This window comes from Prevotella sp. tf2-5 (genome assembly GCF_900115435.1).
In the GTDB taxonomy this organism is placed as follows: domain Bacteria; phylum Bacteroidota; class Bacteroidia; order Bacteroidales; family Bacteroidaceae; genus Prevotella.
Map to the genome: position 1 here is coordinate 1 of NZ_FOWK01000001.1, position 24,158 is coordinate 24,158.

Sequence of the window (24,158 nt, forward strand, 5' to 3'; positions counted from 1 at the left end):
TCAATTCAAATCGTCACCGTCAATTTCTCGCTCTAAAACTCTATATTTAAATAACTTACAAACATCTCCGCTAATTTTTAGTGGACACTAGTGATATTTTATTATCTTTGTAGGCAGAAACTTAAAACAAATATAAAATTAATGTTCCAAACACTTACATCCCCAAGTGGATAATGCGATCATCGACAAGGGCACTTACTAGAGCAAGAACCTCCCAACGCTTACCTCATAAAGAAACATCCCTATGAGCATATGAAAAGGAGTGAAACGCTCACCTGTCCCTAGTGTTCCTCAGATTCCAAAACTTTGTCTATGAGTAAGAAAAATGGAACAGGGTCATCTTTCAGTTTGTCCTTATGGATGGATTTGATATATTTCTTGATGATAGAATAGTTCTGAAACTCATCACATAGTGTCGCTCTGCGTTTTTCAGTTAGTTTTTTCCCTTTTCTAAATAATGCTTTAGCATACTGCATATCTGGTGTCTTATATAAGTAGAAATCACCTAAAAACAAGTCCCATGCCTCATAGATAGTGACATTTTTGCTTTGATAAAGCACATAGCACATACTGGGATAACCGTATTCCATAGGAGTTTCGTTGCCATAGTAATAATATACTGGAACAGCGTGGCTAATCAACACCTTATCTGGTTCAGTATCATACCATATATACATACTGTCTATGTCTTTAGTGGCATGTGTTCTGTTTTTACTGAATAAACCATCCAGATTGTTCAACACAACAGTTTCATCATAGACACATACGGTACTATGCCCATTCCTGATATATCCACTATCTGTAGTTCCGTCTTTCAACCAAACCTTGGCTTGCCAGAAGTTCTTTATGACTTTCTCCTTTTGTGCAAATGTACCAATAGACATCATAATAGCGAGTACAAAGACTATCAATTTTAGCTGCCTGAAATTAGCTATTTTACAGGCGCCTTCAAATACTTTTGTTAGTTTCATCTATAATCCAAATTTAAAATGTACCTAAAATCCGCAGCATTTTAGTTTAACATTCTTTATAAGTACCTGAGCAACAAAAAGTTGCCCAGGATTTGGCCATGTCAGATTTTTCACTTACCTTAGTGCTGCAAATCAAGACAAGCAAAATCATCAATGACATGGCAAAGGTAAGCATAAAATCTGAGAAAATCACTCCTTTTGGAGGAATATTTCATGTGAGAGAGTTTTTCCCCGGTACGTCGGCCCCGTTATCGACGAAGTGTTGGGTCTCTGGTGCACGTCATACGGCTATCAGTACAGCGAGATCGCGGGTTCGCTGTCAAGCGTCTACTTCTGTGGCGGTGACTGCGTTGAGGACGTGACGAGTCACTTGATGCCCCATCTCTCGCTTCATCCCACTTTGCGCACATGCAGCTCAGACACCATCTTGAGGGGGATTTCGGAACTGGCTACTGTTAACACGACCAGAACACTAGGGACTGGTCCCTGTCTCGTATTGCTCTATACGTATAAAATTTGATTTATATAGTTTTGAGTCCGCATAATCTGTGAAGGTTGTGCGGATTTTTAATGTTTTTAACTCAAATTCCATGGGGATGAGACAAATATGAAAGGAATTGAGAAAAATTTGAAAATTTGTCTCCCTTTTGTTTCGTAACTTTGCAGGCGTTATGGAACACAATGTAGAGTCAATACGGAACAAGATTTATGAGATTCGGGGGCAGCGTGTGATGCTGGATCGCGACCTAGCGGAGTTGTATGGAGTAACAACTGGTAATCTGAACAAAGCAGTAAAGAGAAATATCAGAAGATTCCCACCTGACTTCATGTTCCAGCTTACTAAAGAAGAGTTTTATGAACTAAATAGAAATTTGATATTCCAAAATGGAATTTCAAGTTGGGGAGGGACCCGTAAACTTCCTTATGCTTTTACACAACCTGGATTAGCAATGCTATCTGGTGTGCTGAACAGCGACATTGCTATAGATGCAAATATCAAAATCATGCGTGTCTTTGTCTCTTTCTATAGTGTCCCAACTTTAACAATATCTTCAGAACGCATCACAAAGATAGAGAATGAGATCAAACGCATCAAGCAGGACATGGAGGATATCCTTGCCGACCAGAACGACATCAACGAGTCGACCCGTGCCCAGCTGGATGCCATCAGTGAGGCACTGGCGGAGTTGCAGCCCAGGGACCCGAAACCACGGAGGCGCATCGGATTTGTGCAGGATGAGTGATAGCTGTGCGGATTTTAAATGTTTTTAACTAAAAATCCATGGGGATGAGACAAATATGAAAGGAATTGAGACAAATTTAGACACTCAGGGACTGGTACCTGTCTCACTGGGGATGACACCCAGAGCGGTGGAGATTCTACTCAGACTGGCGGTGGAGATGATAATGGCGGTAAGCCTAACCAGGGAGGTTCGGAAGAGCCGTAAGCAAGCGTGGGGTATTAAACTAGAAAAGCGTTCTGGAAATTGAACTCCAGGACGCTTTATTGTTGGTGGATAGTAGAGCTTTGATTGTTCTTGAATAGTTTAATCATGCTATTGCGGTATTCGGCAGGCGTGACACCCAGGGCGAACTTGAAGGCGCTGTTGAAGACATCTACGCCAATAAAGCCACATTCCTTGGCGATGGTTTCGATTTCTTCATGCGGATGCTCAATGATGAGTCGTGCACCGTATTCAGCTCGTAGGGAGTTGATATAATCAAACGTTCTGTCAGGATCCTTATAGCGAGGCACCAGATTGCAGAATGTCTCACGACTGACTCCCATAAACTTAATCAGGGCATCTTGGTCGAAAGTAGGATCCGTATAAGGTCTCTCCTTATTGATACGCGCATCCATCATCACAAAGAAGTTCTGCTCCCCATCCTTCTTAAGCGGCAGGGCCTCTTTTGTCTTCTTCAACTTGTACTTCAATATCGCCTCCTGTTCGTCGAGCGACAGAGCCCCGTCGCCTACTATGGCGCGGTAGTCGTCCAAAGCCGTGAGAATGCGTCGGAGCTGTTCGTTTCGCTGACTGATAATCCTGTTATAACGTATACTGTAGCATCCCATCACGACAAGTACTATCACGACGAGAATCAGTAACACGATTATTAGGTTAGCACCTGCCAACGTGTATCCGTGGGCGAAGCAAATAATACCTCTCTCTATCATATTAATTTATTTAGTGTATGCGATGCGGTTATTATATATACCTCGGCAAGACGACCTGCCAAGACAACAGGTCCATAAAGAAGAGGATGTGCCTATTTTGACACACCCTCTTTAGTCCTGGTAATACACTTTCTTCACACGGTTGCTGACACTCGTCATCACCTCATAAGGGATGGTGTCGAGGACATCGGAGAGGACGGTGACGGGCAGATGCTCTCCGAAGATCTCCACGCTGTCACCCTCTTTGCAGTCGATATCCGTCACGTCAATCATAGCGACATCCATACAGATATTACCCACATAAGGGGCTTTCTGTCCGTTTACCAGACAGTAGCACTTGCCGCGTCCCAAGTGACGGTTGAGTCCGTCGGCATAACCGATAGGAATAGCGGCGATCACACTGTCGCGGGTCAGGACACCCTTCCGGCTATAGCCTACCGTCTCCTCCTTAGGCACATGACGTAACTGGAGGATGGTGGTCTTCAGCGTTGAGACGGTATGCAGCATGCGGTTGTCACGAGGATCCACGCCATAGAGACCGAGTCCTAAGCGACACATATCCATCTGTCGCTCGGGGAAATGCTCGATGGCAGCGGAGTTATCCATGTGACGGAGTATCTTATGCGAGAAGGCAGCCTGCAGTTTCTTGCTTGCCACATCGAATTTCTCAAACTGCATCGTGGAGAAGTTGTCGAAGTCATCACTGTCGGACCCCACGAAATGGGAGAATACCGAACGAGGGATGATGGCATTCTGGTGTTTCAGGCGTACGATGACCTCATCGATGTCTTTCTCGGGGTCGAAGCCCAGACGGTGCATACCCGTATCCAGTTTGATATGGACGGGCCATCCCGTGATACCCTCCTTCTCTGCCGCACGAATCAGAGCATCCATCAGTCGGAAGGAATAGACCTCCGGTTCCAGGTCATAGTCGAACATCGTCTTGAAGGCGGTCATCTCCGGATTCATAATCATGATATTCTGGGTGATGCCATTCCGACGGAGCGTCACACCCTCGTCAGCGACAGCCACGGCGAGGTAGTCGACCCGATGGTCCTGCAACGTCTTAGCCACCTCCACAGCACCAGCACCGTAGGCATCCGCCTTCACCATGCAGACCAGTTTGGTCTCTGGCTTCAGGAACGAGCGGTAGAAATTCAGGTTATCCACCACTGCATTGAGGTTAACCTCCAATATCGTCTCATGAACTTTCTGTTCCAAGAGCTCCGTCAAGTGGTCGAAACCGAAGACACGGGCACCTTTCAGGAGAATCACCTCATCATGCAGATGATGGAACAGGTCACTCCCCACAAACTGGTCGACACCAGGGAAGAATGCCTTATCCGCAATACTGATGACCTCCGCATGACGCTGGATAGCGGTACCAATACCTATCAGACGGTCAACACCCCGTTTCTGACAGAGGTCGCTGACTTCCCGGTAAAGCTCCGTCTTGTCCATACCCATCTGCTGGATATCACTGAGTATCAACGTACGGTGACGTCCCTGATATTCAGGACGGCGGTTCATGAAGTCGAGGGCGATGTCCAACGAGTTGATATCAGAGTTATACGAGTCGTTGATCAACGTGCAACCATGCTGTCCCTCCTTTACCTCCAAACGCATGGCGACAGGTTCCAGCTGTGCCATACGGGCATCAAGGTCCTCTGGTGTCACCCCTAGATAAAGGGCGGTGGCAGCACAGGCAAAGGAACATTTTATAGAAGCCTCATCGATAAACGGGAGGTGATAGGTAGCACTCGTGCCTTTATAAGTATAGGAAATACTAGACGTACTAGAAGAACTGGAGATATTAGAAATATAGAATGGTGCCGACGGGTTCTCACGGCTCCATCCTATCTTCTCACCCTTATAGCCGGAGCGACGGATGCAACGACTGATGACGTCATTGTCACTGTCATAGGCAATGACTTTCGCTCCATGGAAGAGTTGCAGTTTCTCCATACATTTCTCCTCCATCGAGCGGAAATTCTTCTGATGGGCACTGCCCAGGGATGTCAGCACGCCAATAGTAGGCTGTATGATGTCATGCAGCGACTGCATCTCACCTGGCTCACTGATACCTGCCTCGAAGACACCCGCCTCTGTCTGTTCGTTCAGCAGCCATACCGACAAGGGCACACCGATCTGTGAGTTATAACTACGGGGAGAGCGCGTCACCACCATCTGTGGCGACAGGATCTGGTAAAGCCACTCCTTCACCATCGTCTTACCATTCGAGCCGGTAATACCCACCACGGGAATGTCAAACTCATCACGATGTCGCTCTGCTAATCGCTGCAATGCCTCCAATGGAGAGGGTACCACCAGGAAGTTGGCATCCACAAATTGAGAATTGAGAACTGAGAATTGAGAATTGTTCTCCACGACAAAGTTACGAACTCCACGGCGATAGAGGTCGTCAATATAACGATGCCCGTCATTACGCTGGGAACGAAGGGCAAAGAACAAGGTCTCCTCAGGGAAACACAAAGAACGACTATCCGTCAACAGCCATCCTATCTTAGCATCGGTATGTCCGATGCGACGCGCTCCAATGAGCGTCGTAATCTTTTCTATTGTGTAAATCATAGTACAAAATTACTATATTTTTTCCGTAGGTCTTCTACTTTTAACATAGTTTTATCCATAAATGCTTTGTATTCCTCCGAATCAGGGTGGAAAGGTTTGTGGTGCAATGCCTGTTTGACAGGCTGCCACTCCTGAAGGAAACCCTTGGCGGATGGCGAGAAACAGGCTTCCACGAGCCGCTCCCAGATATAATCCACAGTCTGTTCTGAGGGATGGAGCATATCTGCGGCATAGAAACGGTAGTCACGTAACTCATCGTTCACGATCTCATAGGCAGGGAAGTAATAGATGGATGATGGATGATGTAAGATGTCTGATGTCAGGTGAGAGACAGCAAGTAACAACGTCGCCTTCGACAACTGACTCTCATGATAACCGTATTTACGATAACGGATCGGACTGACGGTCACGACGATTTGCACATCTGGACGACGCTCTCTTAGGATATCAATGGTTTTCCGCAGGTAGTCCGCACACTTCTCCACCGTCAGTATCTCTTCCTGAAACAAGGCAGCAGATCGCTTCTCACAATTATCCACAATCTCACCTGTCTCTTTCAGACGATAGACGTGATTGGTACCTAATGTCAGGAAGACGATACGGGGACACCCCTGGTACCGCTCGATGGTATGAAGGATGGAGGCGGGATTGTACATCACACCAAAAGGATTGACTGTGGCATGGAACTTCTCGTCCTTGAAACGCTGTCCGATACTGTCGGCGAAACAAGAACCCACTAACAGTATTTCCTCACAAGGCTCTATCTGAAACGCCAGCTTGGGAATGTCAACAATAGTCCTGAACTCCATACCTCACACTAACTACGACTGATCTGCAGTCCCTTCTTACTCAATGTCATATCCACAAAACGCGCATTCGGGTTCTGCTCACTCTGTTGGATGATTTGTTTGACACGTGCCGCGGCCTCCGGGTCTTTGGCAACCATATACAGATAACCGCCGCCACCGGCTCCTGGAAGCTTATAACCCAGACAGAGATCGTCAATCAGGTCCGTGATACGACGCACCGCATCAGGATTCGTGCCACTGTCTATCAACTGGTTCTGCTGCCATGTCTTACGCACCAGTCGTCCCATCTCCGCAAAGTCGTTCCGTTGTATTGCCTCATACATATCCAAGGCATGAGCTTTCATCGCCCTTAACATCAAGAGCTGCTCATGCTGGTTGAGGAACATCCGACGGACTATCTCCGCCAGGATTTTCTTCGCCGTACGAGTGACTCCCGTATAATAAAGCAGATGACACGACTGGTATTCGGGTTGAGTGAACACATCATCAGGCAACCAACGCACCACGGGGTTCTGCTCAAAGCCACGAGTGGTCTCCAGGAGCTTGACACCACCCAGTACCCCACCGAACTGATCCTGCCAGCCACCGCCAGTGGTCAACAGCTGCTCCAACACGAGGGTACGTCGTCCTATCTCGTTCTTATCCCATGCTAACGAGCAGAAGTCGCTGACAGCCCCTAAGACGGTGGCTGCGAGGATACTACTCGTCCCCAGTCCGCTGCCTGCAGGTACTGCCGACAGTAACGTCAGCTCGATACCACCACCGAAGGCTTCCAGCTGTGCTTTCAATGACGGAAAGACCTCAGCGGAGAACCGGGGCAGGAAACCTGCCAGTGCGAGTGCTGCCTTCGGGATACTGAAAGGAGAGCCCACATGCATGAAATCCCCTAACTGCTCATAAGTCTCTACGACCTCCGAGGCACCGAGGTCAATACTACGCAAGACGATACGGTACTCCTTACTCGGTCTTACATAGGCTTGCAAGGGGGGCTGTCCGTTGAGTTCGATGGCGATATTCACGACACTGCCACCTTCCATCAGACAGTATGGAGGAGTGTCTGTCCATCCTCCTGCCAGGTCGATACGCACAGGAGAACGCCCCCATACGATCTGGTCCTGGTATACCGACATCTGCGGCTGTTGCTTCTGTGCCACCACATCGGCAGTCAGTCCCTCTCGTAACAACGAGAAGGCATGGGTACTTTCCTGACGGAACATAGCATCGTGGATACGGGTCATCAAAGGGGCATCGTCAGGCAGTACTGGAGGCAGCTCTATCTTCATCTTCTCAAACTCACGGGCGGCATCGTCCAGGTCGAGCTGATAAAACACGCTATGCTGCCAGTTACGAGCCATCGCACGCCAGTTCTCCTGACGGAAGGTGTTCCGCTGGGCAAACAAACGCCGTAAGTTGGCACGTTGCGCCACCTCATTACTGTTCACGGCATCATCGATATGGTAACGACGCACCTCATAGTCATCCTCTCCTACCGGCACCACATCCATACACTCTCCCGGTTCCAAACTGATCTCCCAGTCGTTCTCGGGAACACCTGTTATGACATGGTCGCGGGTCAGTCTCCAACGAGGTCCTATGAAGCTATTCTCTATCCAGATATTCTGATTCTCAGGTGTAAACTGATAATGGGTGACGGCATTCTGTGTGAAGATAGACGGATGGGGTTTCCTGTCATGATGCATGATCTCCCGCTGGTCATTGACGATATTCTGTATCGCTAGTGTTGAGGAGATCATCTCTCTGGAAGTACCGAAATGATAGAACTCACCACCTGGCAACGGCACGATAGCCACAGAGAGTGCACCAAGTTCTGGGTCATCGATGGTAGGCTGGGTACCCAAGGCACAACCGAACTCAGAATAGAGGTCGTACTCTTTGAGTGGGAACGTCGAGTTCTCTGAGTACTCTGAGTTCTCCGATCTCTTCCTCAACAACTCCAAGGCACGGTCACTCAAGAGCCAGATACCGATATCCGTCAGGTAGAAATGGTCTTTCAACAGTGCTGACAGTCGTTCCGTACTGGGTTTCTGAAGCATCATCTTCAAGACGTTAGGGGTACGGCGGTCACTGACAAACACCCCATGGTCCTTGGCTATCGAAGCGTCGAGCCAGAGTCCATAGCATACCACATCCGCATCAGGAATGGCTCCGATACGTTCTGCGGCACGGATATACACATCACCGCTGACAATCATGGTACGCAACCGCTTTGGCGCCGCTTCCATCATCCGCTCATAAAGCGGTAACTGCAAGTCTAACAGGGTCTGTGAGAGTCGCTGTCCCCGTTCCCAGCGGAACACAGGTATCGGAGCGAGGATCTTACCACTGACGGCATAGGAAGGCAGTCGCTTGCTCTGTCCACCGGCATGCAGGATGATACTACGCTCACCACCCAGCCAGTCGGCAGCTTGCTGGAGGAGCCATGTCGTTCCCCCACCCGATCCTAAACGGTGTCCTATCGGGTCACAGGTACAGAAATACTCTTCCCTGCTCAGTCCTGTCAACTCATGAAAGCAGTCCACCACATTGGGCGGAACAGATAGTAGTTTCTTCATAGTAGTTCGTATTTGATACCTTTACACTTTCTTCCGGGTACGGTAGGCTTGTACTGCCAGTCCGACCAGCAGTAAGAACAGGATGACTAATGAGACATAGGCAATCGTCTCTGTCGTGGTGATGCTCTTCGGGAAGAAGCTAAGTACGATCTCATGCTTACCAGGCTTCACCTGCAAGGCACGTAACACATAGTCGACACGACCGAGTTCCTGCTCCACGCCATCCACCGTTGCCGTCCAACCTGGATAGTAGATCTCTGAGAAGACGATGACTCCACCTTTACCTGACTCCACCTCATAAGCTATTTGGTTAGGCTCATAGCTCTTGATACGCACGACACTCAACGTGTCCTGTTGCGTACTTTCACCGAGCTGTTCCTTGAATTTCTTATCGGCGACAGCCTCATGACGGAGGTTCAGGTTAGAAAGCATGTCTAATTCCTGATTGGCATTATCCACATAAGTCACCTTGTCTACCAGCCAGGCGTTACCATAGCTATAGGGATTCTCCACAGGAACGGTCTGTCCCCCTTGTAACGGCAGGATGAAGTATTTCGTGTTCAACATGTTCAGCACAGGATAGACGGAGTCGCCCTTCACCCGTGTCATATCACCCTGTGCCTCAGCGATAGCACTGTATGTCTGCTCCATCTCCTTCGAGATATAAGCATCAATGAGTTCCTGGTAACGGCGTAACTTAGCGGCATGGTAACCTCCGATGCTCTTCACATAGAAACTCGTCTCGTTCTCGTTGAACGTGTTCGAGGCAAGGTTCAGCACACGGAAGTCAAGGGTCTTGTCCTGCAGGATATGGTCTATGGCTGTCGACTTCTGAACGGGTTCCTCACGAACCGTCTTCGAGACGAACATCTCATCGTTCAGATAACGCTTGTTAATCTGCCACATGTCGAAGAGACAGAGAACGGTGAGGAGTCCTACAAGCCATTCCGCACGTAACTTACGATATTTATACAAGAACAGGCAGCCCGTTCCTATCATGATAATCCAGAAAGAGCGCCAGCAGTCGGCAGTAAACACGGCGACACGCATCTCCGTCAGGTTCTGTACCAACGGAGCCAACTGGTCGGCGGGGATCTGTCGCATCGCTTGTATCTCACTAATACTGATATAGTCGGGGAAGAACACCTTCGGCATCAGGGCGAAGAGCAGGGAAAGCCCGCCTGTCAGTCCAAAGGCGACAAAGACATATTTGAGTTGCTTCGTCATGACCTCCGGTTCCTCCACGATTTTCTTTAAGGCGAACATCGCCAACAGAGGTATGGTGAACTCCGCGATGACGAGGATAGAGGCGACAGTGCGGAACTTCGCATACATCGGGATATAGTCGAGGAAGAAATCCGTAAACGGCATGAAATTACGTCCCCACGACAACAGGATGGAGAGGATCGTAACTGCCAATAATGCCCATTTCAACGGTCCCTTGACGATAAACAGTCCCAGTATGAAGAGCATCAGCACAAAGGCACCCACATAGACGGGCCCTGCCGTCATCGGCTGGTTACCCCAATACTGTCCTATCTGCTCGTAAATACCCATATAGTCACTGTTAGCATGCGCCATCGCCGTCTTGTTGAGGACCATCGGCACAGAGGCTCCTCCTTTCGTATTGGGCACCAACAGCGTCCATGTCTCATCAATGCCATAGCTCCACTGTGTGATATAGTCGCGGTCCAGTCCACTGGAGGTCTGGTTGGCAGCATTCGCCTTCACCAGCTCACTCTTACTACGCATCGACTCCTTGCCATACTCCCAGGTATGATAAAGGTTAGACATATTGATACAGGTACCTATTATCGCACCGGCAAGACAGACGCCCGTCGCTTTCAGCAGGTGTATCCACTCTTTCTTTCTCGCTCCCTCTATCACAAAAGCAATCACCATCGCCAGGATGACAAACAGATAGTAATAGGTCATCTGCACATGGTTGGCAAGCACTTCCAAGGCACAGAACAACGCTGTGACGATCAGTCCCCATGCGTATCTCCCCCGATAGGCAAGTACCACACCCGCTATCATCGGAGGCAGGTAGGCAAGGGCTATCACCTTCCAGATATGTCCTGCTGCGATAATGATGAAGAAATAACTGCTGAACGCCCATACCACGGCACCCAAGGTGGCAAGGTACCAGCGGAAGTCGAAGGCACGCAACAGGATATAGAAGCCCAAGAGATAGGCAAACACATACCATACGTTCTCCGGCAGCCATAGATGATAGGCTTTCTCCACCTTCGCCAGCGTGTCGGTACTCTTATACGACGGAGAAGTCTGATAAGTCGGCATACCGCTGAACACCGCATTGGTCCAACGGGTACGCTCACCTGTCCGCTGATAGTATTCCGATGCTTCCTGTCCTGCCCCGCGTCCAGCGGAGGAGTCATGACGATACAGGATACGTCCCTCGATGTCAGCAGGAAAGAAATAGGCAAATGATATAACGGCAAATAATACTACTGCCAAGATGTCTGGCAGCCATTGTTTCAGATTCTTCATAACTGTTTTCTTAATTTCTGCGTGCAAAGTTAACAAATAATTCCTAATTCCTAATTCCTAATTCCTAATTTATTTGTATCTTTGCAATCCAAACAGTAAAAAAGACAATATGAAGATAGGAATAATCGTAGCAATGGACAAGGAGCTGCGTCAACTGCAACAGCTTTTCTGTCAAGACAACGTAAGAGTGGAGAAATGTGGTATCGGCAAGGTTAATGCCGCCCTTGGTGCCCAACGCATAATCAATGAGTTCCACCCCGATGTGATTATCTCCAGCGGCTGTGCCGGTGGTAATGGCGACGACATCAACATACAAGATGTCATTGTCGGCTCCGAAGTCACCTATCATGATGTCTACTGTGGCAAGGCGATTGATGAGACTACCGTTTACGGACAAGTACAAGGGCTCCCCGTCCGCTATACTCCAGACCCTTATTTACTTGAAAAAGCCTTCAACCTCCAGACATCATCCATCAACCTTCACCAAGGACTCATCGTCACCGGCGACTGGTTCGTGGACACCAAGGAGAAGATGCGCAGCATCATCGACAAGTTCCCGGAGGCTAAAGCAGTCGATATGGAGTCATGTGCCATTGCCCAGACTTGTTATATCAACCAAGTACCGTTTATCTCCTTCCGTGTCATCAGCGACATCCCTTTGCGTGACACCGATGCCTCCCAGTATCATGACTTCTGGAACACTATTGCCGACAACTCCTTCCAGATCACCAAGACATTTGTCGCCTCTCTCTGACGATTCTATCGTTCTACGCCTCTACTCTTCTAAGTAAGGAATGAGTGGGGGCAGCTTACCTATCATACGATTGTTGATATCGGCACTCAGGTTGTCGTAAGACCTGCCCTGACTGTCAGGTAATGCCTCGGCAACAGCCTTACGGGCAGCAACCCACTGGTAGAAAGAGGACTTAAGTATTTTCACACGGTCTGCCACCAGACTGTCACTCGGGATGAGGTCTTTATCACCGATTTTGTAGAGTTCATCCAGATCTTCCGGGACTGAGTTCTCTGCTATCCATTGTTCCCATTGACTGGGAGTCATTGTCCTACTCTGCTGCTGATACAACTTGTTTCCCATGATAATATCTCGCTCTATGTCCATCTCGGCACGCCGGTTCTGTAACATAGCGATGTAGTGAGCAGCTAACTCCATCGGTTTCATGCTATACCACTCCTGCCTGTATGACACGTCAGCCCAGAAGTTGTAACGAGCCTCGTGGAGATCATGCCAGGCAGCATATTCCCTCTCCATGAGCGGTCTCAGGTCTGAAGGGACTTCCTGGAACCATTTCCTATAATCCTCAACGGTCTGATAGTAGACGATGGTAGCATGGACATAACACTGGAAATTCATCTCGTTTTGACTCTGCGAAGAGAACTTATTCAGCACCTCTTCAACTTCATACAAGGCAGAGTCGGACGGAACGGAAGGTACAGCCTTATGGAATGCATCTATAGCAGTATTGACAGCCACCACCCATTGCAATTTGTCGTTAGCATCGCCGTTCTCATCAACTACATTATACATCCTCATCAAGCGGTTTGCCAAGCGCAAGACTTCTGCATCACGAGGGGATACCGTTGTACTGTCATAACTGTAGAGCCGTTCCTGGACAGCATGAACCTCCGCGAGTCCCAGCAGATCCTTAGCAGAAATAGGACTATGCAATACCTTATTCTCGATATAGGCAATACTATCCTCACCCGTGACTCCCTCTGGGACTGTCACAGTGTCACGAGGATTTACCGAACTGGATGTAGACCGATTGCCGCATGCAGTAAGCATCACAACAACAATGATAACAAAAGATACTATTTTTATCATATGATGTTATTTTACCTTTCCATCTGCAAAATTACACATTTATGAGGAAATACCCAAATAAAAATTTTCAACTTATCCACCAAAATGCTCTTCTATAATTAGTTACTCATTATTTTTCTGTCATTTTCATTATCCACGGGATATAGCGCGAGAACTCGTAGTCAAGTTTCTTAATCGTATCCAACTGACTAAACGGTCTGATGTCGTGGTGGATAAAGAGATCCTTATTCTTTTTCAGGCTGTCAGCAAATTCCTCATGCTCATACATATCCTCATCTTTGCGAGGTTTTCTAAATCCCATCAACAACTTCTCCACGTTCCAACGGTTATGCTCCACTATAGCCAACTGCTCCAACTCATATTCAGACAGGGTGTCGTAATCGTGACTCTCGTCGTCAATATCCAGCCCACGCATAGCCCTAAGTGTACGCTGTTTGGTACGCATAGTGTAAGAATTGTAAAGATTCGACCACTTCAGGGCTACCGACAGTTTCTGCCAACAGCTATTAGCCTCTTCCCATATCTTATCCTCAGGAATGGCATCAAGGACAGGAATGCCCTGAAACTTATATGTCTCATAGTCGGCTGTCTCATATAGATAGTTGATGAGCTTGGCACGTTTCAGCGAGTGGTCATCAGCACTGAAAGCTGTCTCGTTCATACCAAAGGGATAGATATGGGCATAGCGAGCATCAGACTTCTTGGACTCTACCACATCGTCTTTAGTGACCACCGAATAGATCAGTTTCTTGTCTCCTCTTCTCATGTCAGCATTGCGCAAGTTCGTGACGAAATTGTCTGAGCGGTTCTGACGGATGAACACCGGAATCTCGTTATTATACACCTCATCTGGCATATTCATACCCATCACGAAGTTCTGGCGCTGGTCAGCCAGTGCGAGGAAAATAGAGAAACATTGTTTACCCTCGCTATGTTCCTCAGCCCAACTGCTTATCACATCTTGTACATTCTTTGAGAAAACGTCTCCTTTAATGAACTCAAACTCTACGTCAAGGAAATTTGCGTCTTCGCCTGTAAATTTCAGATATTCTTTTCCTATATATTCGGACACGTCCTTAGGCTCGGCAGAAAGATCTCTGTAAGTATATGCCTGCACCTCAAAGAAATGACGATTACGGGTGATAAACTCGTCTTTCTCCTTGTCGGCATTTACATCGATGAAGGTGATAATCGTCTTAACCTTTGGACCATTGGGAAAGTGCAGCACATAAGCAGCCTCCATCGCAAAAGCCACAGCAAAGTTGGTGGTACCCACAAACACAAGGTGAACATACTTCTCATCGTCAGGTACAATACCCTTGCCATAGACAAGCGGATAGCGATACTCCGTACCAGGATTGTCAAAGTCCCTATAAAGACGCTTTACAAACACCTGCTTAGCCCAACCAGTATAGAAGTTATATGGAACAAACTCCACTCCAAGATTCTTGACATCACCAAATATCTCCGAGGTCTTGAAGGCAGCATAGGTATCCAAATCCTTGAACACACAGGTAATTCGAACCGGTTTCTGTCTTTGGTCTTTTAGATAACGGCTGATACTATCCACACACTCCACATTGATGGCATCGTGAGCAGGGTTGGAATGATTACCCACCACGAACACCTCTTCTGCAGCCTCTAAGTAAATATCCTTAAAAGCTTCAGTAGATATCCGATGTCCATAATTGATAATCACCCGTTCCATCTGCTTATCACTGAATGACTTCAAGAGCTGTTCCTTGATACTCATCGTCTCTTTAGCTGTAAGAATTAGTATGTAGGCATCCTTATCCTTATCAAAAATATGCGAAATAAATGAGGGTACCATCTCGTCATAACCCATGATGATGTAGTGACCCGACTTCAAATAATGAATCCGTCCCTCTTTATGACTGTTCACCCGTCGCTCTATGGAGTTGGTAATAACACCAATGATAATGCCATTGAACACAAATGCGCCAAACAGGAAAATCAAACTGCTGGCTATCAGCATCCAGCCATGAACATGAGTGTTGTCACTACCCATGTATAGGTTGTTCAGCGCATTGGAGTCTGTCAGTAGATAAAGAGGCAACAGATATTTGTTTAGATGCTCTGCGTCACAAAATTCTTTCCATTGAGTACCAGACCATGAAAGCATCAGATATGATAATCCAAGTGCGACAACAAGTACTGCACCGAGAATAGCAAACTGCCTAAGCAGGCTCTTAGACAGTAGTCTATCAAACTTAAGCCATAGAATTCTTTTTCGTTTTATTCTCATTGGTTAATCATTATTTTTCTCTAGTAACAACATCTCCATTAGCAACACAAGCTTTACGTCGAAAACCATGAAATTGCTCAATGCATTCATATTCTTTAGTTTTACTTATAATGTACAAATATACAAAAAGTTACCCAATGGTAAATTACCAAAGGTAACTTTTATTGTTCTTTAACGTATTATGCGGGATAGACCCCAATCTATTAATCTTTTTCAAATTTTAAGGTTGATGGTCACTGTCTTCTTTGCTTGGATTTCAAGCGTACTGTTGCTGAGGTTAATGTCAGCCGTCACGATGATGTTCGCACCGTCGGTCTTTATCGCTTCACGCAGTTCGCTATCCGTTGAGACTTTGGTCTGTGCCCGAGTTGTGGTAGCGCATAGCAGCACTGCCAGTAATATGAAAATCTTTATTCTATTCATATTTGATAGTTTTGTGATTGGTTTTTACTGAGCACAAAAATATAAAAAATGTCTGTACTATTAATAGTACAGACAAAAAATATTAGTTTATCAGACAATATTTAAAGACTGACTGACAAAATCTAAAATCTTTTTAGCGATATTTAAACCTCATCTCGCTCTAATCATCCCTATATCATAAAGCATCCATTTCAACTTATCTCTTGGATTGCATACTACTCTTTGCCGCTGGTGCTCCCGATGCACCAGAAGCGCCACCTTGAGCCTGACTTGCTCCACCGGCGCCTGCTTTACTCGCTCCACCAGCACCTGCCTTACTTGCACCGCCACCTGACGATGCGCCAATCCCCAGCATGCCTGGAAGAGCATTGAGAACGGGAGTATATGTAGCTTTTAAAATTGTAGTGCCATTATCACGGAACGTCGTGACAACATCATTCAAATACTCGTTCTTAGCCTTACCATGATTCCGCATACGAACCAGTTGTTTGTAATCACGGTGCCAATTCTTTGAGCGTCCTGCCTTTGGATTATACCTACACTTCTCTGAGAGAACCACTTTCATTTTGTATTCACCAGTTCCCCATGACGGATTATTAGCAGCCACGGGCATATAAGACCGGGGAACTACGAAACAATCACCGTCCATATTAATTATAGGACGATTTTCTGCAATAGCCTGCTTACGACTGTATATGTACACAGAGTCTGTCAGATCTCTTTCGTTGATAGGAATATTCACAGAGAAAGAGCCAAGTTTTACGTCCTGATATACTTGAACTAACTCATTAATCCAGGAAGAATATATCTCCATTTGGATATTAACTATTGGGGACTGATGTTCTTCAAAACTGAACTGACTAATTGTATTCCAATAGTCTATTTCATCTTGCGATGCCTCATTGGCACGAGGCTTCTCAATATGATTGGCTTTCAAATTAGGTAAAAAAGAGCGATAGGGATGGAATATGATAGTATCTACAACCAAATAGAATTTACTATGGAGGAACAAGTGGTCGAATTTCATGGTGTCAATATGGCACACCATTTTCAACACCTCTTTTCCACCTCTGTTAGCCTTAAGTGTAATACCATCGAAATTCATGTCGGATGGATCTAATGGACCATAGGTAGACTGTCGGCCATAGAAATCACTTTGTCCTTTAACAGATTGAAGACTATCCACAAACATACACTCTTTTTGTCTCATCTGTTCCCATGCTTTCTTCTGTCTGGACCGAATCTGTGTCAGATTGATAATCTCTGTTCCTATAATATTTATAATGGCAGCAACACCACCTGTAATCATAGAATTACCCATATCTGTCAAGATACTACGATTGTGAGAACGATAATTGGAAGCCACTCGGTTGAGTTTGTCTTTCCTTTCCTCATTCATCGGGTTAATATTCAGGACAAAAGATGTCTCCAAACTATTCATGTCAAGCCCGCTCATAATATCTTCACTTGGTTTACCCTTGCCCGGTTGAGAATGGAAGGACTGAGCCGTCGAAAGATTGGCAATGAGCATTAATACACAAGTAATTAAAAATAATTTCGTTTTCATTTTTATCGTATTTTAATGATTATTCCAGTCCGTCTATTAAGATAAATGCGTTGTAGAAATAAGGTTTGTTAAATTTGGGGATGGTAATCCGCCTACGTTGAATGAACGACCCACTGGCAGTTCCTGTGGCAGAAGATCCGCCATATGTCTTCTCATACTTCTTCAAAGTCTCTCGAGCTGTCCAGAATGACTCATATAGAGACTTCCCTTTTTCTAAGTTCCTGTACAACTGAATTATAAAGAAACAAGTGGCTTCATCATCTACGCTCCACAATGTGGATATGATAGTCTTCACACCTGCCGTTTTCAATCCTCTCTGAAGTCCATAAACACCATCTGGCGTAATATATCCCAGTCCTGACATACAGGCTGATAGCACTGTTAAGTCAACGTTACTCAAATCCATCTTAGCCAATTCCCGTGCCGACAAAATACCATCATGGAAAGAAGCATCAAACGCCATTTGTCTTAAGTTCTTTTCCGATCCTGAGAGGAACAAGCAACTTTTAGAAAGTTGTAAATCAGAGGAGGAGGGTCGTATGTCTGTTCCTATTTTGGCTACCTCTGAAAACAATCCATGAGTTGATATATGTGCAATATGGTATTTCCCCATCAATTGACTCAAGGCAGCTTCAGTCAAAGAATCTGCTCGAAGGACCATATCTTCTGGGCGTTTGTTTCTAACACCCCTGATAGAGTCTATCTCTATTGCAGAATTCGGCAGAGGTGCAACCCTTATATCCATGGGTGCCAACAAAGAATAAGCCAATTCGTCATTGTCTTTTTCCTTGTCTTCTGTTGTCAAGCCATATTCCACCCCGCCACATACCAGCATTTTGTCTGTCCGTACCTTGTGTTTAGCCTGTGTGAGCAATCTCGTTGTAGTCAGCCTATAAAATTGCTTTCCATCCAATGACGGTGGCACCATATACTCAATACCCATTTGATAGAAAATGCCATCCGGTGAAAAGTACACTTTCCTATTATCACCAATGGTTCTTACCATGTCGTCATTCCATATTAATCGACATAGCATACTATCATTATAAAGAGTATTTATCTTATCCTTACTTTGCGTATCAGCAAAGACATCTTTTACCCGTAACCTTTCTGTCAGCAGGTAATCACTTATCTGTGCGACCTCACCTATATCAACAAATTGTGGACTGACTGACTTCTTCGTAACAACCAAAGCGCCTAGGTGATTCTTACCTTTTTTTTCATAGACAAGATATTCTATGGCACAGCTCGAGACCGGAAGTTTTTCTCTTACCTGTTTCCAGTTGACACGAATAGATGCTAACGCACGTTTCTTATCAGCGACAGACATATTTTCCTTAAAGTCACGTCCCATTTGTAAAAGGACCGCCTTGCTATAGAGAGCAACGTCATACAGAAGGGCTGGTGCCTTTTCCTCTAACCTGAAACAGTCTGTGACAAAAGGTTGCTCAGTCATCCAATATTGTTCACGTTCTGATTCACTCATATTGATAAAATAGGTATCAATATAATCCCTAGAAATGGAGAGGTATTGTTGGTAACATGAAATGGCTTCTGGACTATATATACCGGTAGAGTCATACTGGAGCATCAGTATCTTCGCTTTCTTACGCAAAGCCTCGGCATAAGCACGTTTATCATTTACCTTTTTAAAATAAGCACATACAGATTCTATTTCTCTCAACGCCTCAGTAAAACGAGCCAGACGAGCCAGACAAATAGCACGTTGTGACTCAACAATCTTTATATTCTGCTCTGTTTCTTTATTACGGGCATCTAATTGATAGAGAGGACTTGCCAAAATAGAGTCCAAATGTGTCAAAGACTTATCATAGATCTCCTGTTTATAGTATAACTGAGCCAGATCGTCATGGACCTTACACATAAAAAAGGCATTTCCATAAAATGAACCTAGGCGTAACGCATCCTTTAAGGCGATTTCTGATGAGTCATATTTCTCTATCAGGAAATAACGACTTCCGTCTATTTTTGCCAAAGTAGCCCAGAGTCCATTTTTTATTTCCTCTATTCCATTTCCTTCTTTCCAGTTTTTTTCCCTCAAGGATAATCTTAGTTCATTGGAAACTGCCTCCATATCTGTATATACGCCTAACATATATGCTATCTCTGCCTTACTTTGCTTAATACGCCAATATGGATAGATAAACTCTTCGTCACTTAAGGAGGAGGCTTTCAAGTGTTTCTTGGATAATGTTGTCAGAACAGACTGGTCAGCTAAAAGGATATTGCGATATGCCAACAGATAGTCCTTTGATTCATTCAAGTTATATGCCTTGTCATAAAGGTTATAAATTTCATCGTCGAATACACCTTCTTCTTGCTGACCAAAAACTGGAGTTGCCAACAAAGAAATATAAAATATGATATACAGAACCCTCCTACTCATTATTCCTTGAATTGTAATTGATAAGCGCAAAAGCCATATTTTTCCCCGTGTGATTGCTAAGGGTCAACGTAAATGTATCGCTTTTCTTGATACCTTGTCGCAATCTGATATAACTAACGCCATCTATCACGGATCCTTTAATATCCTTCCCATCTTTCCTAATCATGACTTCGAATTTGGCATTCTTATCATAGGGGACAACTGCAAACAATTGCTCTCCCTCACGGCCACTGATACTATAGCGAACAGATTTACTTTGTTTCACAGTAATTTCTATAAACGAATATTTATAGCGAGGATCACGACCATCACGGAACCTTCCTCCCGAATTAGTGACACCACCGTGACGTTTGAGTATACCGAAGCCCATGTCATTCAAACCAAACATGTCCACCGCATCTTTTGTAGTACATTCACCTGCTTTGTCAACAGGCAACTCATCCATCATAGTCCAGTTCATATCTCTGTCCATTGCCCTACTGACTTTTCCCGCATTCTGAGATGAACGAAGGTCTATACAGCGCAACACCAAGCTTGCCATTTCATTAGGTATTACTGTTTTATCAACCCCTTGCAGAGACTGGGCAGGAAGAGATATAGACGATAAAAGCAAAAGACATATCAATAGAAGTGGAATCATCTCTTCTGGCCAGAATTTAACCAATGAAGCAGCATAGCTTTTTCCTGTGTGACTGACTAGTCTCTTGCGTGGTTCAACATACTTGTTTAGGGCAGCCTCCGCTTTCTGTCGTATCTCCTTTATTGTAGGTCTCTTTTGTGGAGAGAAACAGAGACAACGCTGTATCAAAGTGCTAAGATCCGAACTAGCATAAACAGAACTGATTCTTGGAATCTCCGTAAGTTCCGTCTGTGTTTCGCCACCCTTTCCTTCAAACACATTCGTACTGGTGATGACATAGAATGCCAAAGCCCCTAAGGTCCAGATAGCAGATGCCTCAGAATTAATTTCTGTATTCTTATTAAATGTCTCCGGAGCAGCAAAAGCCCTATTACTATCAGTTTCAATTAATGAGATTTCTTTCAACAGGAAGTCATTGCCAACAATAGCCACTGCATGTGGTGTGATATTACTGATTTTGTCAATCAGGCCATGAGCAGAAAGGTTTAATATCATTTGCCAGACTGTCCTTTCTGTTGAATATCCTGCGATATCTTTCAGCGTAATCTCTTTCTTCATCATCTTCTGTATTCTTCAATATCTTCTTCTACCTTGTCACCTTGTCTGTGCATGATAAGAACTTCTGTAATAGGCACAGCCCAGAACATTCCCTGATCTGCTCGTCCATCTGCTTTCGACACAATACCAATCACCTTAATGACACCTTCCACAATAGCAACTACAGGACCGCCAGAATTTCCTCTATTGATAGGTGCCGATAACTGCATGCATCCAACCGGAATCTTTAAGGAGTCATCAATTGCCATTCCTGCATGGTTTCCATAGACCACCGTCATATCATCCGCATCATTATCGTTCAGAGGATATCCTATAACGGCAATGTCAAGATTCTTCGAGTTGGTAAATCCTTTGACTTCCTCCCATTCTGCCATAGACATCAATGGTTTATTACTTTCTCTTGTAAGACCTGTTGCTACGACATAAGCGAAATCACCTAGTTCCATATCCCTTCGATGTGCTATCGGAAAAATGGTACGCCAATAGAAAACCTCTTTCGTATTTCCAAGACGCATCACCAAATCACGGCTTCTATTCACAAAGAAGTCTGTGGAATAGTAGTCGTACCGTTCAAAGCCCTTACTAATCACACAATGCGATCGTAGAACATATTTCTCATATCCCACCAATTTGTTTTCTGTTTCAGCTTTTACTGCCAGTCTGACTTCTGGCAATATCTTTGACTTATTCGACACCCCGTCCCATTCCTCATCATTAATCCATGGTTCGATACAATGTCTTGCGGTAACGAATAATGTATCATCCCCTTCTTTGGCAAGGAATGCAGTACCTGCCGCAACTTCTGTCAACTCTATAGCATCCACTACAACACTATCGCAAAAGAGGTATACAGAGTCAACCATGATATGGTAGACGGACTGATTAAACTGGCTTAAATCAGAGTGTCTTATATCTTCTTGAGGAGGTGACAGGACGCTGAGAGTTGCTATACCAAAAGCACACAGAGCGATAAACATTGTTACAACATAATACAGTTTATTATTCTTATGCTTTTTATATACGACACCACTACTGGCATCGTACTCCCCATCATCAAATATCTCAAATTTCAATTCTGTATGAGAATCACCATCATTAAACGACAGAATATCTCCATGTTGAAGAACTTGGGCGACAGGAATTTCTTTGCCATTAATAAGAATCTGATAACAGTCTGTCCTCCTCACTAAATACCATCCTTCCTCTTCTGCTTGCTGGAGGATGGTGGCATAAACCTGAGGCTCATATTTCTCTGATTCAGGCAACAGTACACTGCACATTACACCCTGACCGATGTTCAAGGGTTTGCTCCCATTTTGAACGTAATCACCCACCCTATTTTTGTCTGGTGATATAGTATATATTAGTCGGTAATACATGATTTGATAATTAGTGGGATTCCTTGTATCAAAGCCATATCATAGACATTGACGTTCTTGCCAGTGCTGTCTGTCCGAAGGTCGCTGAAAGCGCGTAAATCATAGTGTATCTTTTTTTGACGTAGTGCTTTCTTCTGGGAGATATCGTTCTCTACGAGCTTTTCCTCCTTTTCTGTCACAGGTCTATAACCCAGAATAAGTTCTTCTACACTCCAACGGTTATGCTCTACCTCCGTCAAAATATTAATTTCTTCTAGAGTCACGGCATAATACGCCTCCCAGTCTTCCGACGTGTGACCGATAGAATGCATCTTTGTCCCTAACGTCATCGCATTGAAGATATTAGAATACTGCTTTGACAAAGAACCTATTTGTCTCCATTGCATTTCCAATTTGTCTTCGTCGATAGAAGCAGGAGCCGTTATCGGATCTCCCGATACAAGCGAAAAACAATGATTATACACATAGTTGACCCTTTGAGCCAATCGTTTTAGTGTACGAAGGGTATTTATATCACAACATTCACTGCCAAACGGATAAACAGAAGAATAAGTTCCTTCTTTTGTAGCAATCTGTATCAGTTCACTCTCTTCTGTATGGCATAGAACAGGAATCTCTTGATTATAAACCTGCTGTGGCAAGCCAAAAGATTCACTATAATTACGATTATTGTCAGTATGACAAACAGCAATCGTCAACAGATGACGATTATCTGTACTCCATTCTTCTAGTTTTTGTCTAACAGCATCATTCCTGATGTTTCCATTGACAAATTCCCACTCTACGTCAACAAAATCTTTACGATGCTCTTTCTCGTACATCGGACGGTGTACAAGACACTGGGGATGTGTGTCATTTAAATCAATGGTACGATAATAAGAATTATCAAACAGATGAGCGTAACGTTGTATCAGCCGGTCTCTTCCATCATAAACATTTTCGTCAATGATGGTGATACGTGTTCTTAACCGTGTGTCTTTACAATAGTTCGGATAATGGGCAACTAGGGCTGCATTAAGAGCAAGGGCCTCCGTTTGGGCTGAGAAGCCTACAAGAACGAGATGAACAGTGGTATCACTTCCGTACGCAATAGGCTGTCGGTCTAATGATGGAAATTTTGAAGGAAGATTAGGGAGTTTTACAAAAATAGTCTTTGCCAACAAATCTTCCATTGTCGTGGCAAATACATCCACTTTATCCTCGATTTCTTGAGGAAGCCCAACCGTCTGTAAAAGCCATAGTGATGTCTGGTCACATAAAATAAGATAGCATTCCAAACGCTTCGATTCACTTTCGTTATATTTCCTCGCTTCCTCTGTAAGCCGCTTAATGGCGGCATTGTCGTCCTTTTCTAGAAAAACTAATTCACCAGCAGCCTTTTCACGGACTGCCAGTGAATTATTTTGATTATATGTGCTTATAATAAGCATACAGGTGTCTGTT

17 protein-coding genes and 1 pseudogene are annotated in these 24,158 nt (G+C 45.0%); 4 read left to right on the plus strand and 14 right to left on the minus strand.

What is annotated here, in order from left to right:
- Positions 1 to 281: 281 nt before the first annotated feature.
- Complete coding sequence (locus BM257_RS00005; protein ID WP_092067017.1) at positions 282 to 971, minus strand: hypothetical protein; 690 nt, start codon at positions 969 to 971, stop codon at positions 282 to 284.
- A 158-nt stretch (positions 972 to 1,129) separates the two neighbouring features.
- Here BM257_RS00005 and BM257_RS00010 point away from each other — a divergent pair.
- The 3 genes and pseudogenes from BM257_RS00010 to BM257_RS00020 all read left to right on the plus strand — a co-directional run.
- Positions 1,130 to 1,455, plus strand: a pseudogene (locus BM257_RS00010) (IS1380 family transposase); the annotation flags it as partial.
- Between the two features lie 187 nt (positions 1,456 to 1,642).
- Positions 1,643 to 2,215, plus strand: coding sequence for an ORF6N domain-containing protein (locus BM257_RS00015; RefSeq protein WP_092067018.1), 573 nt, complete (start codon positions 1,643 to 1,645; stop codon positions 2,213 to 2,215).
- 55 nt (positions 2,216 to 2,270) lie between these two features.
- The gene (locus BM257_RS00020; RefSeq protein WP_092067019.1) at positions 2,271 to 2,462 is read left to right on the plus strand and encodes a hypothetical protein; all 192 of its coding nucleotides are present in this window, start codon (positions 2,271 to 2,273) and stop codon (positions 2,460 to 2,462) included.
- A gap of 13 nt (positions 2,463 to 2,475) precedes the next feature.
- Here the strand turns inward: BM257_RS00020 and BM257_RS00025 are convergent, their stop codons facing one another.
- From BM257_RS00025 to BM257_RS00045, 5 genes are all read right to left on the minus strand, one after another.
- Positions 2,476 to 3,147: a helix-turn-helix domain-containing protein gene (locus BM257_RS00025; RefSeq protein WP_092067020.1), complete on the minus strand. Its 672-nt coding sequence runs from the start codon at positions 3,145 to 3,147 to the stop codon at positions 2,476 to 2,478.
- Positions 3,148 to 3,258: 111 nt separating this feature from the next.
- The gene (locus BM257_RS00030) at positions 3,259 to 5,739 is read right to left on the minus strand and encodes a bifunctional UDP-N-acetylmuramoyl-tripeptide:D-alanyl-D-alanine ligase/alanine racemase (RefSeq protein WP_092067021.1); all 2,481 of its coding nucleotides are present in this window, start codon (positions 5,737 to 5,739) and stop codon (positions 3,259 to 3,261) included.
- Positions 5,736 to 6,548, minus strand: a complete 813-nt coding sequence (locus BM257_RS00035) for a GSCFA domain-containing protein (RefSeq protein ID WP_092067022.1) — start codon at positions 6,546 to 6,548, stop codon at positions 5,736 to 5,738. Before BM257_RS00035 ends, BM257_RS00030 begins: the two co-directional genes overlap by 4 nt.
- Before the next feature lie 8 nt (positions 6,549 to 6,556).
- The gene (locus BM257_RS00040; RefSeq protein ID WP_092067023.1) at positions 6,557 to 9,121 is read right to left on the minus strand and encodes a bifunctional fucokinase/fucose-1-phosphate guanylyltransferase; all 2,565 of its coding nucleotides are present in this window, start codon (positions 9,119 to 9,121) and stop codon (positions 6,557 to 6,559) included.
- Positions 9,122 to 9,142: 21 nt separating this feature from the next.
- Complete coding sequence (locus BM257_RS00045) at positions 9,143 to 11,632, minus strand: YfhO family protein (protein ID WP_092067024.1); 2,490 nt, start codon at positions 11,630 to 11,632, stop codon at positions 9,143 to 9,145.
- Positions 11,633 to 11,741: 109 nt separating this feature from the next.
- Here BM257_RS00045 and mtnN point away from each other — a divergent pair, with 109 nt between their 5' ends.
- Positions 11,742 to 12,386: a 5'-methylthioadenosine/S-adenosylhomocysteine nucleosidase gene (gene mtnN, locus BM257_RS00050; RefSeq protein ID WP_092067025.1), complete on the plus strand. Its 645-nt coding sequence runs from the start codon at positions 11,742 to 11,744 to the stop codon at positions 12,384 to 12,386.
- Between the two features lie 21 nt (positions 12,387 to 12,407).
- Here the strand turns inward: mtnN and BM257_RS00055 are convergent, their stop codons facing one another.
- The 8 genes from BM257_RS00055 to BM257_RS00090 form a co-directional block, all read right to left on the minus strand.
- A complete protein-coding gene (locus BM257_RS00055; protein ID WP_092067026.1) occupies positions 12,408 to 13,475 on the minus strand; it encodes a hypothetical protein in 1,068 nt (355 codons plus the stop codon).
- Positions 13,476 to 13,584: 109 nt separating this feature from the next.
- A complete protein-coding gene (locus BM257_RS00060) occupies positions 13,585 to 15,741 on the minus strand; it encodes a hypothetical protein (protein ID WP_143096685.1) in 2,157 nt (718 codons plus the stop codon).
- Positions 15,742 to 15,954: 213 nt separating this feature from the next.
- The gene (locus tag BM257_RS00065) at positions 15,955 to 16,164 is read right to left on the minus strand and encodes a hypothetical protein (protein ID WP_092067028.1); all 210 of its coding nucleotides are present in this window, start codon (positions 16,162 to 16,164) and stop codon (positions 15,955 to 15,957) included.
- A gap of 196 nt (positions 16,165 to 16,360) precedes the next feature.
- Positions 16,361 to 17,620: a hypothetical protein gene (locus tag BM257_RS14660; protein WP_177215952.1), complete on the minus strand. Its 1,260-nt coding sequence runs from the start codon at positions 17,618 to 17,620 to the stop codon at positions 16,361 to 16,363.
- A 130-nt stretch (positions 17,621 to 17,750) separates the two neighbouring features.
- On the minus strand, positions 17,751 to 20,138 hold the full coding sequence (locus tag BM257_RS00075; protein WP_092067030.1) for a CHAT domain-containing protein: 2,388 nt from the start codon (positions 20,136 to 20,138) through the stop codon (positions 17,751 to 17,753).
- The gene (locus tag BM257_RS00080) at positions 20,131 to 21,339 is read right to left on the minus strand and encodes a protein kinase domain-containing protein (RefSeq protein WP_092067031.1); all 1,209 of its coding nucleotides are present in this window, start codon (positions 21,337 to 21,339) and stop codon (positions 20,131 to 20,133) included. The genes BM257_RS00075 and BM257_RS00080 overlap by 8 nt, the downstream gene beginning before the upstream one ends.
- Complete coding sequence (locus BM257_RS00085) at positions 21,336 to 22,670, minus strand: S1C family serine protease (RefSeq protein ID WP_143096687.1); 1,335 nt, start codon at positions 22,668 to 22,670, stop codon at positions 21,336 to 21,338. Before BM257_RS00085 ends, BM257_RS00080 begins: the two co-directional genes overlap by 4 nt.
- Positions 22,671 to 22,699: 29 nt before the next feature.
- Positions 22,700 to 24,145 carry a hypothetical protein gene (locus tag BM257_RS00090; protein ID WP_092067033.1) on the minus strand — a complete coding sequence of 482 codons (1,446 nt, stop codon included), beginning with the start codon at positions 24,143 to 24,145 and terminating at the stop codon, positions 22,700 to 22,702.
- Positions 24,146 to 24,158 lie beyond the last annotated feature (13 nt).

What these genes read in the sequence shown, in the direction of transcription:
- BM257_RS00005 (WP_092067017.1), bottom strand. Translation starts at nt 971, where the DNA reads ATGAAACTAACAAAAGTATTTGAAGGCGCCTGTAAAATAGCTAATTTC.
- BM257_RS00015 (WP_092067018.1), top strand. Translation starts at nt 1,643, where the DNA reads ATGGAACACAATGTAGAGTCAATACGGAACAAGATTTATGAGATTCGG.
- BM257_RS00020 (WP_092067019.1), top strand. Translation starts at nt 2,271, where the DNA reads ATGAAAGGAATTGAGACAAATTTAGACACTCAGGGACTGGTACCTGTC.
- BM257_RS00025 (WP_092067020.1), bottom strand. Translation starts at nt 3,147, where the DNA reads ATGATAGAGAGAGGTATTATTTGCTTCGCCCACGGATACACGTTGGCA.
- BM257_RS00030 (WP_092067021.1), bottom strand. Translation starts at nt 5,739, where the DNA reads ATGATTTACACAATAGAAAAGATTACGACGCTCATTGGAGCGCGTCGC.
- BM257_RS00035 (WP_092067022.1), bottom strand. Translation starts at nt 6,548, where the DNA reads ATGGAGTTCAGGACTATTGTTGACATTCCCAAGCTGGCGTTTCAGATA.
- BM257_RS00040 (WP_092067023.1), bottom strand. Translation starts at nt 9,121, where the DNA reads ATGAAGAAACTACTATCTGTTCCGCCCAATGTGGTGGACTGCTTTCAT.
- BM257_RS00045 (WP_092067024.1), bottom strand. Translation starts at nt 11,632, where the DNA reads ATGAAGAATCTGAAACAATGGCTGCCAGACATCTTGGCAGTAGTATTA.
- mtnN (WP_092067025.1), top strand. Translation starts at nt 11,742, where the DNA reads ATGAAGATAGGAATAATCGTAGCAATGGACAAGGAGCTGCGTCAACTG.
- BM257_RS00055 (WP_092067026.1), bottom strand. Translation starts at nt 13,475, where the DNA reads ATGATAAAAATAGTATCTTTTGTTATCATTGTTGTTGTGATGCTTACT.
- BM257_RS00060 (WP_143096685.1), bottom strand. Translation starts at nt 15,741, where the DNA reads ATGAGAATAAAACGAAAAAGAATTCTATGGCTTAAGTTTGATAGACTA.
- BM257_RS00065 (WP_092067028.1), bottom strand. Translation starts at nt 16,164, where the DNA reads ATGAATAGAATAAAGATTTTCATATTACTGGCAGTGCTGCTATGCGCT.
- BM257_RS14660 (WP_177215952.1), bottom strand. Translation starts at nt 17,620, where the DNA reads ATGAGCGGGCTTGACATGAATAGTTTGGAGACATCTTTTGTCCTGAAT.
- BM257_RS00075 (WP_092067030.1), bottom strand. Translation starts at nt 20,138, where the DNA reads ATGAGTAGGAGGGTTCTGTATATCATATTTTATATTTCTTTGTTGGCA.
- BM257_RS00080 (WP_092067031.1), bottom strand. Translation starts at nt 21,339, where the DNA reads ATGATGAAGAAAGAGATTACGCTGAAAGATATCGCAGGATATTCAACA.
- BM257_RS00090 (WP_092067033.1), bottom strand. Translation starts at nt 24,145, where the DNA reads ATGCTTATTATAAGCACATATAATCAAAATAATTCACTGGCAGTCCGT.